Origin of the sequence: Arthrobacter sp. Soc17.1.1.1 (genome assembly GCF_036867195.1) — a bacterium.
Taxonomy (GTDB): domain Bacteria; phylum Actinomycetota; class Actinomycetes; order Actinomycetales; family Micrococcaceae; genus Arthrobacter_D.
On the sequence record NZ_JBAJII010000001.1, the window covers coordinates 3,387,341 to 3,403,712 of the forward strand.

The 16,372-nt window shown below is 70.7% G+C and carries 16 protein-coding genes; 6 read left to right on the plus strand and 10 right to left on the minus strand.

Translation table 11 applies throughout. From position 1 onward, the window contains the following. Positions 1 to 81: 81 nt before the first annotated feature. From V6S67_RS15665 to V6S67_RS15675, 3 genes are all read right to left on the minus strand, one after another. Positions 82 to 1,041, minus strand: a complete 960-nt coding sequence (locus V6S67_RS15665) for an ABC transporter permease (protein ID WP_334211104.1) — start codon at positions 1,039 to 1,041, stop codon at positions 82 to 84. Between the two features lie 8 nt (positions 1,042 to 1,049). Then, positions 1,050 to 2,039 carry an ABC transporter permease gene (locus V6S67_RS15670; protein WP_334211105.1) on the minus strand — a complete coding sequence of 330 codons (990 nt, stop codon included), beginning with the start codon at positions 2,037 to 2,039 and terminating at the stop codon, positions 1,050 to 1,052. Positions 2,040 to 2,126: 87 nt separating this feature from the next. Continuing rightward, positions 2,127 to 3,827 carry an ABC transporter substrate-binding protein gene (locus tag V6S67_RS15675; RefSeq protein ID WP_334211106.1) on the minus strand — a complete coding sequence of 567 codons (1,701 nt, stop codon included), beginning with the start codon at positions 3,825 to 3,827 and terminating at the stop codon, positions 2,127 to 2,129. Positions 3,828 to 4,161: 334 nt separating this feature from the next. Here V6S67_RS15675 and V6S67_RS15680 point away from each other — a divergent pair, with 334 nt between their 5' ends. Then, positions 4,162 to 4,629 carry an aminoacyl-tRNA deacylase gene (locus tag V6S67_RS15680; RefSeq protein WP_334211107.1) on the plus strand — a complete coding sequence of 156 codons (468 nt, stop codon included), beginning with the start codon at positions 4,162 to 4,164 and terminating at the stop codon, positions 4,627 to 4,629. A 190-nt stretch (positions 4,630 to 4,819) separates the two neighbouring features. Here the strand turns inward: V6S67_RS15680 and V6S67_RS15685 are convergent, their stop codons facing one another. Beyond that, complete coding sequence (locus V6S67_RS15685; protein ID WP_334211108.1) at positions 4,820 to 5,278, minus strand: GNAT family N-acetyltransferase; 459 nt, start codon at positions 5,276 to 5,278, stop codon at positions 4,820 to 4,822. A gap of 88 nt (positions 5,279 to 5,366) precedes the next feature. Then, positions 5,367 to 7,496, minus strand: a complete 2,130-nt coding sequence (locus V6S67_RS15690) for an alpha-galactosidase (RefSeq protein ID WP_334211109.1) — start codon at positions 7,494 to 7,496, stop codon at positions 5,367 to 5,369. Between the two features lie 74 nt (positions 7,497 to 7,570). On the opposite strand from V6S67_RS15690, the gene V6S67_RS15695 reads away from it, so the two are divergent. Both V6S67_RS15695 and V6S67_RS15700 read left to right on the plus strand, forming a co-directional pair. Further along, a complete protein-coding gene (locus V6S67_RS15695) occupies positions 7,571 to 8,170 on the plus strand; it encodes an SGNH/GDSL hydrolase family protein (protein WP_334211110.1) in 600 nt (199 codons plus the stop codon). 74 nt (positions 8,171 to 8,244) lie between these two features. Beyond that, a complete protein-coding gene (locus V6S67_RS15700; RefSeq protein WP_334211111.1) occupies positions 8,245 to 9,459 on the plus strand; it encodes an ROK family transcriptional regulator in 1,215 nt (404 codons plus the stop codon). 98 nt (positions 9,460 to 9,557) lie between these two features. On the opposite strand, the gene V6S67_RS15705 is transcribed toward V6S67_RS15700, so the two are convergent. Beyond that, positions 9,558 to 10,229, minus strand: coding sequence for a peroxiredoxin-like family protein (locus V6S67_RS15705; protein WP_334211112.1), 672 nt, complete (start codon positions 10,227 to 10,229; stop codon positions 9,558 to 9,560). A 95-nt stretch (positions 10,230 to 10,324) separates the two neighbouring features. Continuing rightward, positions 10,325 to 11,125, minus strand: coding sequence for a DNA-formamidopyrimidine glycosylase family protein (locus V6S67_RS15710; RefSeq protein ID WP_334211113.1), 801 nt, complete (start codon positions 11,123 to 11,125; stop codon positions 10,325 to 10,327). A 199-nt stretch (positions 11,126 to 11,324) separates the two neighbouring features. On the opposite strand from V6S67_RS15710, the gene V6S67_RS15715 reads away from it, so the two are divergent. Both V6S67_RS15715 and V6S67_RS15720 read left to right on the plus strand, forming a co-directional pair. Further along, positions 11,325 to 11,576 (plus strand): hypothetical protein, encoded by a 252-nt coding sequence (locus V6S67_RS15715; RefSeq protein WP_334211114.1) that lies wholly within the window; start codon positions 11,325 to 11,327, stop codon positions 11,574 to 11,576. Between the two features lie 99 nt (positions 11,577 to 11,675). After that, positions 11,676 to 12,140: a YtxH domain-containing protein gene (locus V6S67_RS15720; protein WP_334211115.1), complete on the plus strand. Its 465-nt coding sequence runs from the start codon at positions 11,676 to 11,678 to the stop codon at positions 12,138 to 12,140. A gap of 63 nt (positions 12,141 to 12,203) precedes the next feature. Here the strand turns inward: V6S67_RS15720 and V6S67_RS15725 are convergent, their stop codons facing one another. Together V6S67_RS15725 and malQ are read right to left on the minus strand one after the other, a co-directional pair. After that, positions 12,204 to 13,169 (minus strand): NAD(P)/FAD-dependent oxidoreductase, encoded by a 966-nt coding sequence (locus V6S67_RS15725; protein WP_334211116.1) that lies wholly within the window; start codon positions 13,167 to 13,169, stop codon positions 12,204 to 12,206. Positions 13,170 to 13,225: 56 nt separating this feature from the next. Beyond that, positions 13,226 to 15,394, minus strand: a complete 2,169-nt coding sequence (gene malQ, locus V6S67_RS15730) for a 4-alpha-glucanotransferase (RefSeq protein ID WP_334211117.1) — start codon at positions 15,392 to 15,394, stop codon at positions 13,226 to 13,228. Positions 15,395 to 15,573: 179 nt separating this feature from the next. Here malQ and V6S67_RS15735 point away from each other — a divergent pair, with 179 nt between their 5' ends. After that, positions 15,574 to 15,888, plus strand: a complete 315-nt coding sequence (locus V6S67_RS15735) for a hypothetical protein (RefSeq protein WP_334211118.1) — start codon at positions 15,574 to 15,576, stop codon at positions 15,886 to 15,888. A gap of 4 nt (positions 15,889 to 15,892) precedes the next feature. On the opposite strand, the gene V6S67_RS15740 is transcribed toward V6S67_RS15735, so the two are convergent. Beyond that, positions 15,893 to 16,363: a MarR family winged helix-turn-helix transcriptional regulator gene (locus tag V6S67_RS15740; protein WP_334211119.1), complete on the minus strand. Its 471-nt coding sequence runs from the start codon at positions 16,361 to 16,363 to the stop codon at positions 15,893 to 15,895. Between the last annotated feature and the right edge of the window lie 9 nt (positions 16,364 to 16,372).

Consider the following 16,372-nt stretch of genomic DNA (forward strand, 5'->3'; position numbering starts at 1 on the left):
CGCGTCCGGGCCGGCGCTCGTCCGCGGTGCCGGGTGCGCCGCGGTCCGTGATGCTGACGGCGTGGGCTCCCTGGTCGGTGCTCACAGGACATCCTCCTTCGTGGCGGCGCGCAGTTCGGACTTCGAGAGCTTCCAGGAGCGCCGGGTGGCGCGGGTCTGGGAGCGCAGCTTCGGATTGATGATCTCGTCGATGGAGAAGTTGATGAGGGCCAGCGCTGCGCCGAACAGGGCGATCAGCAGTCCCGGTGGTACGAACCACCACCAGGCGCCGAGCCGCAGGGCGAGCCCGTTCTGGGCGAAGTAGAGCATGGTGCCCCAGGTGAAGGAGTCCGACGCCCCGAGCCCCAGGAAGGAGAGCCCTGCCTCACCGAGGATCGCGAAGATGATGGCGAACACCATCTGCGAGGCGAGCAGGGGGATCAGGTTCGGGAGGATCTCGACGCCCAGGATGCGCCAGGACCTCTCGCCGGACACGCGGGCGGCGGCGACGTAGTCGCGGTTGCGCACACTGAGGGTGAAGCCACGCAGGACGCGGGCGGAGCCTGCCCAGCCGGTGATCGCGAGGACCACGGCGACGAGCAGGATGCTCTTCTCGGGGACGTAGCTGGAGATGATGATGACGAGCGGCAGGCCCGGGATGACGAGCATGACGTTACTGAAGAGCGAGAAGGACTCGTCGAGCCACCCCCCGAAGTAGGCACCGATGATGCCGAAGAAGGCGGACAGGAAGAGCGTCAGCACGCCGACGATCAGGCCCACCGTGAGGGATCCACGGGTGGCATAGGCGAGCTGCGCGAAGACGTCCTGGCCGGTCTGCGTGGTGCCGAGGAGGAAACCGGGCGCGGGACCCGCGAGGCCGACATTGTCGACCCTCGACGGGTCGCCGACGAAGAACGGACCGAAGATGCCGAACAGGGCGATGCTGCCGGCGATGATGAGCCCGGCGGCGAGCTTCGGCGTCATCGGCGGCAGCGAGCGCTTCGGCCGGGACGACCGTGCACTCGCGGCGGCGACGCCCGGGTCCTGGGTGGTGGTGGTCATGGCGAGTCCTAGCTTCGGGCCCGGGTGCGGGGATCGATGAACGAGTAGAGGAGGTCCACGAGCAGGTTCGCCCCGAGGACGGACAGCGTGATGACGAGGAACAGTCCCTGCATCAGGGAGTAGTCGTTACTGCCCACCGCGTTGAGGAGCGCGGAGCCGATCCCCGGGTAGGAGAACACGGCCTCCGTGACGATCGAGCCCGCCACCACGAAGCCGAGCGAGATCGCGAAGCCGGCCACGGAGGGCAGGACGGCGTTGCGCGCGGCGTAGGTGGTCATGATCCGCAGGGGGCGGAGCCCCTTGGCCTCGGCCGTGAGGATGTAGTCGTCCGAGAGCGTGGAGACCATCATGTTCCGCATACCGAGCATCCAGCCGCCCACGGAGGAGATGACGATCGTCAGGGCGGGCAGGGTGCCGTAGTAGATGACGCTGCCGATGAATTCCAGGTTCCAGCCCGGGCTGGTCTCGTAGACGTTGTAGCCGCCGTTGAGCGGGAACAGGTCCCACATGCCGCCGAGCACGAACAGCAGGATCAGGGCCAGCCAGAAATAGGGGACGGACTGCAGCATGGTGGTCACCGGGATGAGGTTGTCCAGCCACGAGCCACGCTTCCAGCCGGCCAGCATCCCGAGGGCGACACCGAGCACGAACGAGATGACGGTGGCGACGCCGATGAGCCCGATGGTCCACGGCAGGGTCTGCGCGATGATGTCGGTCACCGATGCGGGGAAGAAGGCGACGGACGTACCGAGGTCGAGGGTGAAGAGCTTCCCGAGGTACTGCCAGTACTGCACGATCAGCGGTGCCTCGGTGTTGGTGCCGAGGAGCAGCTCCACCGCCTCACGCGCTTCCGGGGTGACCGGCCCGCGCTGCGCCAGCTTGGCCAGCATGATGTCCACGGGGTTTCCCGGCAGGAGGCGCGGGAGGAAGAAGTTGACCGTCAGGGCGGCCCAGAACGCGATGAGGTAGAACCCCAGCTTCTGCAGGATGTATTTCATGGGAGTCGGCTTTCCACGGCAGGTCGAGGCCCGTGCCACGGACGGGAGGATGATCCCTCCCGCCCGTGGCACGGGGTGGAGGACTGGTTACTCGGCAGGCGTGATGTTCTTCAGCACGATGCCGTTGTCCCAGGCCTTCCAGGTGGCCGCGAGGGCGTAGGGGTCCTCGTTGGTCGGCCAGCCGGTGGCACGCTCGGTGTTGAACTCGGTCAGGAGCGAGTTCACGTAGATGGGGATGTAGGGCATGTCGCGGACGATCTCGTCCTGGATGATGCCGTACTGCTCCTTTTGCACGGTCTCGTCGTTCGTGGCGCGTGCTGCGGCAAGCGCCTCGTCGACCACGGGGTTCGAGTAGCGCGCGGTGTTGTTGTTCAGCGCGGACTCACCCACGGGCGTCGTGTTCGCCGAGTTGTACCACTTCTCGTACGAGTAGTACGGGTTGTTCGAAGGCTGCAGGCCGATCGACTCGAGTGTGAGCTGGTACTTCCCGATGTTCAGGTTGTTGATCCACTCGTTGTACGTGATCTGCGTCGGCTTGAGCTCGATGCCGACCTCGCGCAGCTGCTGCGCCATGGCGTCGTTGAGCGAGATGAAGTCGCTGTAGCCCGTGACGGTCTGGATGCCGAGCGACAGGCGCTCGCCGTCCTTCTCGCGGATGCCGTCGCTGCCCTCGACCCAGCCGGCCTCGTCCAGGACCTTACGGGCTTCCTCGACGTTGGCGTTGGCGGGCGTCTCGGTGTTCTCCGGGTCGGCGATCCAGGCGGCGTCGCGCTCGGGGAGCACCAGGGTGGGTGACGCCGTCCCGGCGAAGCCGCCGCCGGCCAGGGCGTTCAGCTGCTCGCGGTCGATGCCCTGGTAGATGGCCTGGCGCACCGCGGGATCGGTCTGCGGCCCTTCGCAGCCCAGCTCCTCGTTGGAGCAGGTGAAGATCGAGGCGGTCAGGGCGGGCGTGTTGACGTAGGAGAGGTTCTCGTTGTCCGACAGGATCTGCTCGAGGCCGGGCAGGAACGAGCTCATCCAGTCCACCTCGCCGGCCAGGAGTGCGCCCGTGGCCGCGTCGGCGCTTTCGAGCGAGATGTAGCGGACCTCGTTGATCGCGGGCTTGCCCTCTTCCCAGTAGAGGTCGTTCTTCTCGAGCAGGTAGCTCTGCGCGGTGAAGTCCTTGACCTTGAAGGGGCCGGTGCCCACGGGGTTCGGGTTGGTCTCCGTGATGGGATCCGCGACGTCCTTCCAGATGTGCTCGGGGACGATGCCCCGGTTGCCGAGCACGCTCGGCTCCTGCATGAACGAGTTCTCCGTGAAGGTGAGCACAGCGGTGGTGTCGTCCGTGGCCTCGGCGGTCGCCGCGAGGCCCGTGGTGTTCAGCTCGGGGGTCTCGTTGACGAGGTTGAAGGTGAAGGCCACGTCCTTCGCGGTGAACGGTTCGCCGTCGGACCACTTGACGCCCTCACGGGTCTTGATGGTGAGCTGCGTGCCGTCCTCGTTCCATGCGAACGATTCGGCGAGCAGCGGCATGGGCTCCTCGTCGGAGGCCGCGTTGTACCAGAAGAGCGGCTCGAAGATCACGCCGAGGGTGGGCTGGAGCGCGGTGGACGAGAACGGGTTGAAGTTCTCGGAGATGGTACCGGTGGCTCCGTTGAAGACCGTGACGGAGGAGGCGTCCGAGCCGGCGCCTCCGGTGGACGCTCCCCCGCCGCCGGCGCAGCCGCTGAGGGCGAGGGTCGCGACGCTGAGCAGGGAGGCGGCAGCCAGGCCCAGTCGCCGGGAACCCGAGAGTGTTGAGGACATCTTTGTACCTTTCATCCGTGGGCGGCTGCGGTGCCGCCGGCCGGTTCCACCACCCGAGGGCGAACCGTTGAGTACTTTCTTAGGCGACTTTATTATCTAAGTCAAGTAAGTGTGTGATCTACGCCTCACGACCGACTCGGTCCGTAACACCGTCGAAGGAGGGCCGCATCGCTCCGTCGTGACACCTCGCTTCCCGAGGTCACGCAGCTCGGCCTCCACCTGGGCCGGGGCGCCGCGGGTGTCACCAGGGGCACCTTCCACCTCGGCGACATCATCGTGACGTGGCGCCGGTCGGGCGTGCCGGGCACGCCCGACGGCCCCTACGATGGGCACCATGGACCACCCCGCACGCCCGCTGCCCGCAGAACGTGACGCCGAGGCGCGCGGACTCGCCGTCACCCTCGTGCACAGGGACCATGCGGGCACCTTCGACGACGCGGCCGCCGCCCAGGGGCTCACCCGCGACGACGGCGTGAAGACGATGGTGGCCAAGGTCGGCGGCGCCGCGGTGTTCGTCCTGATCCCCGGCACGCGGCGCCTGGACTGGCCCAAGCTGCGTGCCCTGCTCGGCGCCAACCGGGCATCCCTCGTGGAGCCCGAGGCGGCCCTCGAGATCACGGGCTACGCACCGGGCACCATCACGCCCCTCGGCAGCAGCAGCGACCTGCCCGTCTACGCCGACGAGCGCATCGCCGGACGCCGGATCGGCATGGGATCCGGTGCGCGGGACCTCCTGCTCTTCACGGATGCCGATCCGCTCCTGGCGTCCCTCGGCGCCACAATGGGTGACATCACCTCCTGAGCCGGACCGGAGACCGCCAGACGGGCGCGGACCGGACGGGCGCGGACCGGACGGGCGCGGACCGGACGGGCGCGGACCGGACGGGCGCGGACCGGACGGGCGCGGACCGGACGGGCGCGGACCGGACGGGCGCGGACCGGACGGGCGCGGACCGGGCAGGCTCGTGCAGGACGACCCCGATCGGAAACGGTCAGACGAGGGTGCGCGCGTAGCAGACCGAGTGCGCCTCGCCGGCGTAGTGGCCGAAGTTGTCGATGCGGCGGTACCCCTCGCGCTCGTAGAAGCGCATCGCGTCCGGCTGTTCCGTGCCGGTCTCGAGGAGCAGCTCGGGGCACCCCAGGGTCCGCGCCTCCTCCTCGATGCGCCGCAGGATCGCCGTCGCGACACCCCGGCCGCGGAGGGCCGGCAGCACGAACATGCGCTTGATCTCGAGGCCTCCGGCCCCGAGCGGCCGCAGTCCGCCACAGCCCACCGCGGTCCCGTCCGCGGTCCGCGCGACGAGGAAGAACGGCACGTTGGCCGCGGTGGGCGGCTCGCCGGGCTCGTGGTCCTCGCTGCTGTAGCGCACATGCAGCTCGGCCTGCTGGGCGTCGCGCAGCGCGGTGGCATCCGGGGCGTCGTAGGGCACGCGGTCGAGGATCAGGTGCATCGGGGCGTCGCTCCTCGCGGGGTGTCGGTGCCTTCCATCCTTGCACCGGGGATCGCAGGTCGGGTGTCCGTAGTGATTCGCCGGCGTCTCAGCGCAGCGCCCGGAGGTGCACGAGCACGGCCTGTTCGGGCTGCAGCAGGGGCACCTGGAGGCCCATCGATCCGAGGACGCGGCCGCCGACCACCAGGCTCCCGCCCTGCCAGGCGGGTGCCGTGAAGGGCTGCCCGGACGCCTGGGCGCCGCCGACCTGCGTGATGGCGTAGCGGGCGTCGGGGTCGAGGCCCGGGAGCTTCACGAGTCCGGGCGGCCAGGTGGACGGACGGGCGAGCAGCGAGAGGGAGAAGAGGGCCTCCGCGGCGTCCGCCGCGACGACCCCCGTGACCGCCACCTCGCGGAGCGCGGCATCACCGCGCACCGTCGTGCCGGAGCGGAGCAGTGACCGGAAGCGCTTGTGGAGGGCCACCCAGCCGGCGACGGCGGCGAGCTCGCCGTCGTCGAGTCCGTTGATGTCCCACTCGATGCCGAAGTGCCCGAACATGGCCGTGATGGCCCGGAAGTCCAGGGAGGAGGCCCGCCCCGTGGTGTGGGAGACCGCGCTGCCGATATGGCTGCCGACGAGCTCGGCGGGGAGCAGCTGCGCGGTCCACCGGAGGATCTGCTGCCGCTCGAGCGGGTCGATGCAGTCGCTGGCCCACACTCTGTCCGTCCGCTCGAGGATGCCGAGGTCCACGCGGGCTCCACCCGAGGAACAGGATTCGATCTCGAGCCCGGGGTGCCGGCGGCGCAGCTCGTCGAGGAGCGCGTACACGGCGTGGGTCTGGTCGTGGACCCGGGGGCGTCCGGTGGCGGCCGATCCGGCGTCGACGAGGTCCCTGTTGTGGTCCCACTTGAGGTACTCCAGGCCGTAGTCGGTGACGAGGGCCGAGATGCGGTCGAGGAGATAGGCGGACGCCTCCGGGACGGTGAGGTCGAGGACCTGCTGCCGCCGGGCCTCGAGCGGCAGGCGGCCGTTGACCTGGAGGATCCAGTCCGGGTGGTTCCGGGCCAGGTCGGAGTCGGGGTTCACCATCTCGGGCTCGAACCAGAGCCCGAACTGCATGCCGAGTGCCCGCACGCGGTCCACGAGCGGGTGCAGGCCCTCGGGCCACACCTCCGGATCCTCGAACCAGTCACCCAGGCCGGCGGAATCATCGCGGCGCCCCCGGAACCAACCGTCGTCGAGCACGTAGCGCTCCACGCCCACGCGGGCGGCGCGCTCCGCCAGTTCGAGCAGCGGCTCGAGGCGGTGGTCGAAGTACACGGCTTCCCAGACGTTGAGCGTGACGGGACGGTCCGACGCCGGGTGCTGCGGCCGCGAGCGCAGCCACCGGTGGAATCGCGCGGCCTGGTCGTCCAGCCCCCGGCCGTAGGCGCCGTACAGCCAGGGCGAGGTGTAGCTCTCACCCTCGGCGAGGACCACCTCGCCGGGCAGGAGGAGTTCCCCGCCCCCGATCACGGTCCGCCCGCTCGTCATCCGCTCCACGAAGGACTGGTGGTTGCCGCTCCAGGCGACGTGCACGCCCCAGTTCTCGCCGTCGCGGAACCCGAAGCCGGGGACACCCGCGCTCAGCACGGTCGGTGAATCGGCGCCCGTACGGCCCCGCCGCACCTCGCGCCGGTAGGTGCCCACCGTGACGCGGTGGCGTTGCGGCACGCGCTCCTTGGCCCAGCGTCCCGCGAGATCGAGGATCTCGTGGGCCTCGGGGGCGAGAGGGAGGACGACGACGAAATCCTGTAGCTCGTAGTCCTCCGGAGCGCGGTTGGTGATCGTGGCGCGTGCCCGGAGCAGACCGGAAGGCAGGAGTTCCAGGGTGTAGTCCAGGGCGAGCCGGGTGAGTGGATCCTCGGCGTGGACCAGCAGCCGGTCGCCCTCGACGTCGTGCCGCACCGCCGTGAAGAGGGGGGACCAGTCCTGCCCGCCCCGGTGCCCGGACAGTCCGGGCGTCCCCATCCAGCCGGCGCCGTGCTCGGGCAGGACGCCCAGCCGGACCGGGAGGTCGGTCGTGTTCTCCAGGAGGGGCTCCCCGAGGGCGGCGACCGCCGCGAGATCCTCCGGCCCCAGATCGCCGAGGGCGGCACCCCAGTACAGCACCTCGGGGAGGCGGTCCACCGGGCAGCCGAGGACGACGCTGACGCCTCCTGCCTGGAGATGGCGGATGATCGGTTCCGGAAGCGGCATGGGTCCCTATCGTCGAAGTGGCTGCGTGTACTAAGTTAATCTACTAAATATAGTGACCAATGGAAGGATGTGCCGTGATTCTCGAGGGGTGCCTTGTTTTCGCCGGAGACAGTGTCACGGACTGCGGGCGGCGCGAGGATCCAGAGCGCCTGGGCTTCGGGTATGTGCGAGAGCTCGCCTCCTCCGGATCGCTGTCGGGCTGCCGGATCCTCAATGCGGGTGTCGGCGGCGACCGGCTCGAGGACCTCGAACGGCGCTGGGAGGCGGACGTCCTCGCCGCGCAGCCCGACGCCGTGTCGGTGATGATCGGCATCAACGACACCTGGCGTCGTTACGACAGCGGGATCCCCTCCGATCCCGGCAGCTTCACCGACCGCTACCGCCGCCTGCTCGCCACTCTCGTCCCCGCTGTGCGGATCATCCTGCTGGAACCGTTCGTGCTACCGGTGCGCCAGGACCAGCTCTCCTGGCGTGAGGATCTCGATCCGCGGATCGACGCCGTGCACCTGCTCGCCGAGGAGTTCGGCGCGGTGATCGTGCCCGTGGACGGCATCCTCAACGGGCTGGCCCAGCGGACGGGAGCCGCGGCTCTCGCCGACGACGGCGTCCACCCCACGGCGCAGGGTCACCGGGAGATCGCGGCGGCCTGGCGCCGGGCCGTGGGCGCGGCATGACGGCCGGGCCCCGGAACCCCCCTGGGGAAAAGGTTGCCCCTTCAACTTCCCCACCCTCGGGGCTACCATTGACCGTGATCGAAAAGACCCGCCGCCGCGAGTCTTCCCGGGGGAAGGTCATCGACCTCATTCGCTCCAGCGGACCCATCAGTCGCGTGGAACTCGCCGAGAAGACGGGCCTGACCCAGGCCACCATCTCCACCCTCGTGCGCACGCTGCTGACCGAGGACATCATCCTCGAATCAGGCCGCGGCGAATCGACGGGCGGCAAGCCCCGCATGTTCCTCGAACTCAACCCGGCCTCACGCCTCGGAGTCGGCGTCCACATCGGCCAGGACTACATCACCTACATCATCGCGGACCTCCGCGGCCACGTGGTGGGCCGGCGGCGCGTCGACGGCCCGGGCGACACCTCCCCCCTGACGGTGGTCAGCCGGATGACGAGGGACATCGAGGCGCTGATCGTCGAGTCCGGCGTCAACCGCGGCAGCATCGTGGGCATGGGCATCGCGACACCCGGACCCCTCGACCGCACCACGGGCACGGTCCGCAACGCACCGTCCCTGGAGATCTGGAGCGACTTCCCCATCCGCCGCGCGCTGACCTCCACCACGGGCTTCCACTGCGAGTTCGACAACGACGCCACGGCGGCGGCCATCGGCGAGTACTGGCTCGGCGCCACGGAGGGGTACTCGAACTACGCCTCCGTCTACATGGGCTCGGGCATCGGCTCCGGGATCGTCATGGACGGCACCATCTACCAGGGCGTCAGCTCCAACGTCGGCGAGATCGGGCACGTGACGGTCGACGCCCGGGGACTCCAGTGCCCCTGCGGCAACATCGGCTGCCTGGAGCTGTACGCGAGCCCGAGGATCGTGGTGGCGCAGGCCGCCGACGCCGCAGCGCGGGGGGAGCTCGACATCCCCCTGACGGGCGTCATCTCCGAGGACTTCGCCGCCGTGGGGACGGCCGCGACGAACGGCGACGCGACGGCGCTGCGCCTGATGCAGGATTCCGCCGAGTACGTGGCGAGTGCGGTGATCTCGATGGTGAACCTCCTCGATCTCCAACTCATCGTCCTCGCGGGAAGTGCCTTCTCGACGGCCGGCGGATTCTATGTGGACATCATCAGCGACGCCCTGGCCCGCCGGGCGATGGCGCGGGCGATCCATCCCGTGGAGGTCCGCCTGTCCGTGAACGGCAACGACGCCGCAGCCCTCGGCGCCGCGACGCTCGTGCTGCAGGACCGGCTGTCACCGCGCACCCTCCGCTCCGTCTCCTTCGCCTGACCGGCTGCACGGGCTCGGTGGAGGACGTCCGCGCCCTGGTGACCGGCCCGCGTATCCTGAGCCGCCCGGGCTCGTGCCTGTGCCTGTGCCTGCCCGGACTACAGCGCCACGAGGGCGTCGATGATGTCGCACGCCTCGGTCCGCGTGGTGTAGTCGACCCGCACGTCGATCAGGCGGATGGTGCCGGTGGCGTCGGCGACGACCACCGTGGGGAACGGGATCGCCGAGGTGCGGTCCATGTTGTAACCGGCCACGTCGATGCCGAGGGCAGCCCTCGCGCGGATCGAATCACGGCTGGGTACTGTGACGATGCCGAGCTGCGCGGCCAGGGCATTGCCCTTGTCCGAGTACATCGTGAGGTACAGCCCCGCCTCGCGGGCGGCCCTCACCGAACGGTGGGGCGCCTGCGGACTGATCGCGACGAGCCGCGTGCCGAAGGCCTCGACGACGGGCCGCAGCTCCCGCTGGTACGTCTTCAGGGCGATACTGCAGTAGGGGCACCACGAGCCGCGGTAGAAGATGAGGATCGCCGCCGCCGCACCGAGCACCTCCCCCAGCCCGGTCCGGTGCCCTTCCGCGTCGTACAGGTGGGTCTCGGGCAACCGGTCACCCACCCGGGCGATCCCCTGCGGCGTGCCCGCCCGGCGCAGGTCCTCCTGCTCACGGGCGAACACCGCGGCCAGTTCCGGCCCGACCTTCGCCTCGAACGCCGGCGTGAACTCCTCGACCTGCGATGCGATCGTCTCCGTGAATGCCGTTCTCTGCTTCATCTGTTCCCCTCACCACAACCGCCGCAGGAGCCTCAAACCTGCGGCAGGACCAATTGTGGTCCACTTCACAGCAAATGCACAGCAGGCAGGCGCCGTCAGCCGGGGGACGGCTGGCAGCGCGGACACCACCAGGTGCGGCGTCGGCCCGGGTCGCCCGGCACCTCGGCCCGCACGAGCACGGTGGTCCCGCACCGCAGGCAGGGCCTCCCGGCCCGGCCGGCCACCCAGTGCTGCTCGCCCCTGCGCGTGTTCCCCGTGGTGACCTGGTGCGCGCCGGGCCGCGTGGCGGAGAAGCGGAGGCAGCGGGTGCCGAGGGCCACGAGGGCCGGGACGTCGACGTCGGCCATCGCCGTGTCGGGGTGGAGGCCGCGCAGGAAGCAGAGTTCGTTCGCCCAGAGGTTGCCGAAGCCGGCGACGTTGCGCTGGTCGAGCAGGGCCGCGGCCACGCGTTCTCCCGGGGAGCGGCGGAGCCGCCGGACCGCCTCCTCCGCGGACCAGTCGTTCCGCAGCGGATCCGGCCCGAGGTGCCCGACGACGTCGTGCTCGGCGCGCGTGGGCAGCAGGTCGACGACGGGTAGGTTCAGCCCGTACGCCGTCGGTCCGCCGGCGACCTCGAGGATCACGCGCGCCTCCGGCAGCAGCCGGTGCGGCAGCCTCCTGCCCGGTACCGTGACGGTCCAGGACCCCTGCATCCGCAGGTGCGTGTGGAGGGTGAGCCCGCCGTCGAACCGGGTCAGCAGATGCTTCCCGTGCGTGACATGCTGCATCACCCGCTGCCCGTCAAGGGCGTCGGTGGCGTGTGCTGGGACGCGCAGGTCCCCGCGCGTCAGGGCCCGGCCGTCGAGCGACCGTCGCAGGCGCACGGCGAGGCGGAAGACGCTGTCACCCTCGGGCATCGTGCCTCCTCCGGTCGGTGCTCTGCCGGGAGGAAGACTAGCGCCCGCCACGGACACGTCCGGCGCCGGCCGGCGATACCGTGACTTCCGTTCACGTCGACCGGCGGCTACCGTGATCCCGTGCCCGGACTGCCCGGCACGCGTGGTCCACCAGCAGGCCCGGTTCCACCGTCCGCTCCGAAACACCGAACAGGCCACCATGACCACCAGACTGTCGCCCTCCGAGGACTTCCCGGAAGACCTCACCGCACTCGACCTCCCCGAGGCCGAGGTCCTGAACAGCAGGATCCACCGCGAACTCGACCACGAGTACGCCACCGACGGCGAGGCCTCGCCGGAGACCGAATTCCGGCACGAGGAACTCACCGAGGAACTGGACCGGCGCGACGAGCAGTCCGGGTCCGCAGCCGTCCCTGCCGGGAACGCCGACTCGGAGCGCCTCTCGTCCTGACCTGCGTCGGGAGCCGCCCGGTGCGGAAAACTCCCCTCGCCCCCGCCCCTGCTGTGGTCTAGATTCGAAGGCAACGCAATCCACCGAAGGGAGAAGGGCATGAAGAACAAACTCGTATTCGCAGCGGGGATGGCTGCAGGCTACGTCCTCGGCACGCGGGCCGGCCGGGAGAGCTACGAGCAGCTCCGGTCGAAGGCGCAGAAGCTGTGGAACGACCCGAAGGTCCAGGAGAAGGTCTCGTCGACCACCGAAACCCTCAAGAGCAAGGCCCCCGCGGTCCAGGACTCCCTCAAGGGCGTGCTGAAGAAGGGCGGTTCGGACTCCGGGGACGGTGCCAAGGACCCGGGTACCCCGGGCAAGGACATCGGCGCGAGCGGGGACCTCCCCCTCGACGTCCCACCGGTGGTCACCGTGATGGACACCTCGACGGCAGGGAAGCCGGGCACCACGGCGACGCCGGGCGCCGCGGGGACCACCGGCCCGAGCGGTGGCGACCCGCGACACGTCGAGGACACCCCGTTCGAGGCGCAGGACGCGGACACACGCCCTGACCTGAAGGGGTAGTACACCGCACATCCCCCAGTGCATCAGGGGAGGCCCGCGCGCGCGGGCCTCCCCTGATGCATGTCAGACACCCTCGCTCACCGCTTCCTCCGCGTCGAGGCACGCGGCGCAGTCCGCCTCGACGAGCAGGGCGTTGACGGCGACGGCGGTCCGGTAGGCGTCACCCGCGGCGGGCATCAGCTGCGCTGCCGGGTCCGCCGCGTTGCCGACGGCCCAGACCCCCTCCACCGAGGTGCGCCCGATGTCGTCGGTAGACACGCAGCCGTCGTCGCGCAGGGCGCACCCCAGTGCGTCGATCAGCGGTAGGGCGGCATCGGACCCGGGCTCGCAGAAGACCGCCGAGCAGGGGTGCACGGAACCGTCCTCCAGCCGGACGCCGCGCAGGGCCCGCGGCGCGCCGTCGTCCCCGTCCGCGGGGACGAGGGCGTGCACGCGACCCTCGGCGATCCGGACACCGCGAGAGCGCAGGCGCCGCTCGTCGTCCTCCGGGAGCGGGTCGAGGGTGTGGGGGAAGAAGGTGACGTCCTCGGACCACTGCCGCACCAGCAGTGCCTGGTGGAGCGAGCTCGACGACGATCCAAGGACGCCGAGGGGCTGGTCCCTGACCTCCCAGCCATGGCAGTACGGACACTGCAGCAGGCCGCGGCCCCACGCCTCCCGCGCGCCGGGGACCTCGGGGAGGACGTCACGCAGCCCTGTGGCGAGCACGAGGTGCCGCCCGGCGGCCGACGCGCCGTCCGAGGTGGTGACGGCCCACCCCTGGCGGACCTTCCGGGCCCCCTCGACGGTGCCGTCGAGGAACTCCACCGCGTACGGGGCGAGGTCCCGCCGTGCGAGCGCGACGAGCCGGTCGGGCGCCACGCCGTCCCGCGTGATGAATCCGTAGGCAGCCCCGGCCGGGGCGTTGCGCGGCGTTCCCGCGTCGACCACCAGCACGCTCCGCCTGGCCCGACCGAGCACGAGTGCGGTACTCAGCCCGGACACCCCTCCACCCACGATGACGACGTCGTACGTTCCCAGCCTGTCCATCCCTCCATCCGATCATGCAGCGCGGATGGCCCGCTGCATCAGTTCGTGCTTGCCCGTCAGGCGATCGGCCCCGCGGCCTCCCCGTCCGCCGGCGGGAGGCCCAGCGACGCGACGAGCGAGGCGAACCGCTCGTTCCCGGCGAGGTCCTCGACGAGGACCGCCCTGCCGTCGGCGTCGGCGAGGGGGATGCGCCAGTTGGGGTACTCGTCGTTGGTGCCCGGCTGGTTCTGGGTGCGGCGTTCACCGACGGCGTCGGCGAGAGCCACGCCCAGCAGCACCGAGGGGGTCTGCGCGATGAAGGCGTGCAGCGCCTCGACGGTCTGCCGGACGTCCGGGGTGCCCGCCAGGAGGCCGCGCTGCCGCAGGAGCGCGAGGAACTTCTCCTGGACGGCGCGGTCCTCGGCCTGTTCCTCCGCCACCGGGCGGCTGAGCAGCCCGAGCTTCTCGCGCAGGGCCACGTGCTCGCCGGCGAGGTAGCCCGCGCTCGGCGGGAGATCGTGCACCGTCACCGTCGTCAGGCAGCCCTCACGGTAGGCCTCGGGCGGCAGGGGGCCGTCCTCGTCCTGCTCGAACCAGAGGATCGAGGTACCGAAGACACCCCGCTCACCGAGGTATTCCTGCACGCCGGGCTCGAAGACGCCGAGGTCCTCGCCCACCACGACCGCCCCGGCGCGCTCGGCCTCCAGCACCAGGATGCCGATCAGCGCCCTGTGGTCGTAGTAGACGTACGCTCCCGCACCCGGCGCCGCGCCCTGCGGGATCCACCAGAGACGGAACAGGCCCAGGATGTGGTCCACCCGGATACCGCCCGCATGGCGGAGGATGTTGCGGAGCATGTCGCGGAACGCCGCGTACCCGGACGCTGCGAGGCGCTCCGGGTGCCACGGCGGCTGGCTCCAGTCCTGCCCGTGCTGGTTGAACATGTCCGGCGGGGCACCCACGCTGATGCCCGACGCGAGCACGTCCTGCAGCGACCACGCGTCGGCGCCGCTCGGGTGGACGCCCACGGCGAGGTCGTGCACCACGCCGATCCGCATCCCCGCACCCGTCGCCTCGAGCTGGGCCTCCTGCAGCTGCTCGTCGAGGAGCCACTGCAGCCACTCGTGGAACTCGATCCGCTCCGCGTGGCGCTCCGCGTACTCCCGCGCGCCCGCCGACCCCGGCCGGCCGACGTCGTCCCACTCCGGTGCGCCCGGAGGGTAGGTCTCGGCGAGAGCGGACCAGAGGGCGAAATCGGCAAGGCCCTGCCCCTGGTGGGCGCGGTACGCGTCGAAATCGTGCTGGCGCTGCTCGGGGAGCGGGTGGGCGAAGACGAGTTCCAGCGCCTCGAGCTTCGCGGCGTACGAGGAGTCGCGGTCGAGCAGCTCCGTGGCGGTGTTCGCCGTGGTGAATCCGGCGGCGAGGGCGCTGATCCTCGCCCGGGCGGCGTCGTCGAGCCTCGCATACTCGGGGACGTCCTCGATGCGCAGGTAGAGGGGATGGAAGTAGCGCCGCGTGGTGGGCAGGTACGGGGATGGTTCCACGGGAGGCACGGGCTCGGCGGCATGCAAGGGGTTGACCAGGACGAAGCCGCCGCCGTGTGCCGCCGCGGCCTGGGCCAGCTGCCCGAGGTCGGAGAGGTCCCCGATGCCCCACGACCCGGAGGATCGGACCGAGTAGAGCTGAGCCATGAGGCCCCACGTACGGTGCTTCCTGAGCGCCGCCGTCGTGCTCAGCCGGTCCGGCGTGACCACGAAGGTGGAGGAGGTCTCCCGCCCGTCCACCCTGGCGTGGAGGGTGTGCCAGCCGAGCGGCAGGGCGTGCGGGAGTGTGCCCTCGCGCTGTTCGAGGGCCCGACCGTCGACCGTCCGGGCCCCTGTCGCGTCGCCGACGGTGCCGGTGTAGGGGACCCCGTCCTCGTCGACGGCCCAGAACTCCACCTCGGCGCCGACCGGCACGTGCAGGACCACCGGGTCGAGATCGCTCCGGCGTACCACGACGACGGCGGGGAGCACCGAGCGCCACGGGCCGTCCTCGACATCCGTGAGCGCCTGCCCGATCGAGGCGTCGGACGAGGCATCGACGCCGAGGGCGGCGAGCACGGTGACGAGCGTCTCCGGCGCGACGCGCGCAGGCCGGCCGTCCCACCCCTTGAAGGTGGTGCCCACCCGGTGGGCTTCGGCGAGTCGCTCGAGGGGTGTGGGCGCCACCGGGGCGCCGTCTTCATGCTGCGTCGTATCGGCCATGCCTCCAATCTAGGCACGCGGGAGCAGCCGGTGCATCCGCCCCTTAGCGCCTCCGCCGATTTGACGGCGCCGACCGGAGTCCGTGCCCGCGACGATTACCAGTCCGGGGAGGGCCAGGCAAGCCTGCGCGCGCGCCGGGCCCGGCTGGCAGCGGCACGGAGACGGTGCGACCGTGGGGCATGGCCTATTTCCTGGAGTACGTCGTCCCGGCGGAGAGCGGTGGGGCGGAGGTGCCGCTCGACGACGACGGTGACGGCGTCACGATCCCGCTGGGTGAGACCGCCGAGCGGGTGGTGCACCTCGACATGCTGCCGGCACGCAGCCGGATCGCCGCTGGAACGGTCGAGGACGCACGGGTCGAGGCCGAGCAGCTCCTCCGGCACAGCAAGGCGGACGCCGGTGAACTGTTCGATGATCCCGGCGACTCCCTCGATGCCGGCTCGGGGCGGCGCGTAGGCGTCTTCCGTGAAGGGGCCGGGTGGACGGAGGGCTGATCCGCTACCAGGTGTCCTTCTTGTAGGTGCTGTTCAGCCGGGCGATCAGCAGTCCGAGCGTCTCGACGTCGTCCGGATCCCAGCTGCGCATCAGCGCGGTGAAGGCCGTCCGCCGGCCCGCCTGGGCGGCCGCCAGCTGCTGCTGCCCCCGTGCGGTGAGCAGCACGCGCTGCGAACGGGCGTCCGACGGGTCGAGCCGGCGGCTGACCAGGCCGAGGCGTTCGAGCGCCGCGAGCTGGCGGCTCACCGACGGCTTGCCCACCCCGATGCTCGTGGCGATGTCGGTGGCCCGCAGCGAACCCTCCCGCTGCAGCAGGGTCAGGACACCGTAGGCTGCCGGCTCCATCTCCGGGTGCACGTTCTTGGCGAGCGCGTGGGATGTGGTCCGTTCGCGGCGCCACAGCACACTCGTCTGCTCCTCCAGCACCTCGATGGCGCGGTCGAATTCCACCCCGCCGGTATCTGCTGCATCCATGGAGGAAGC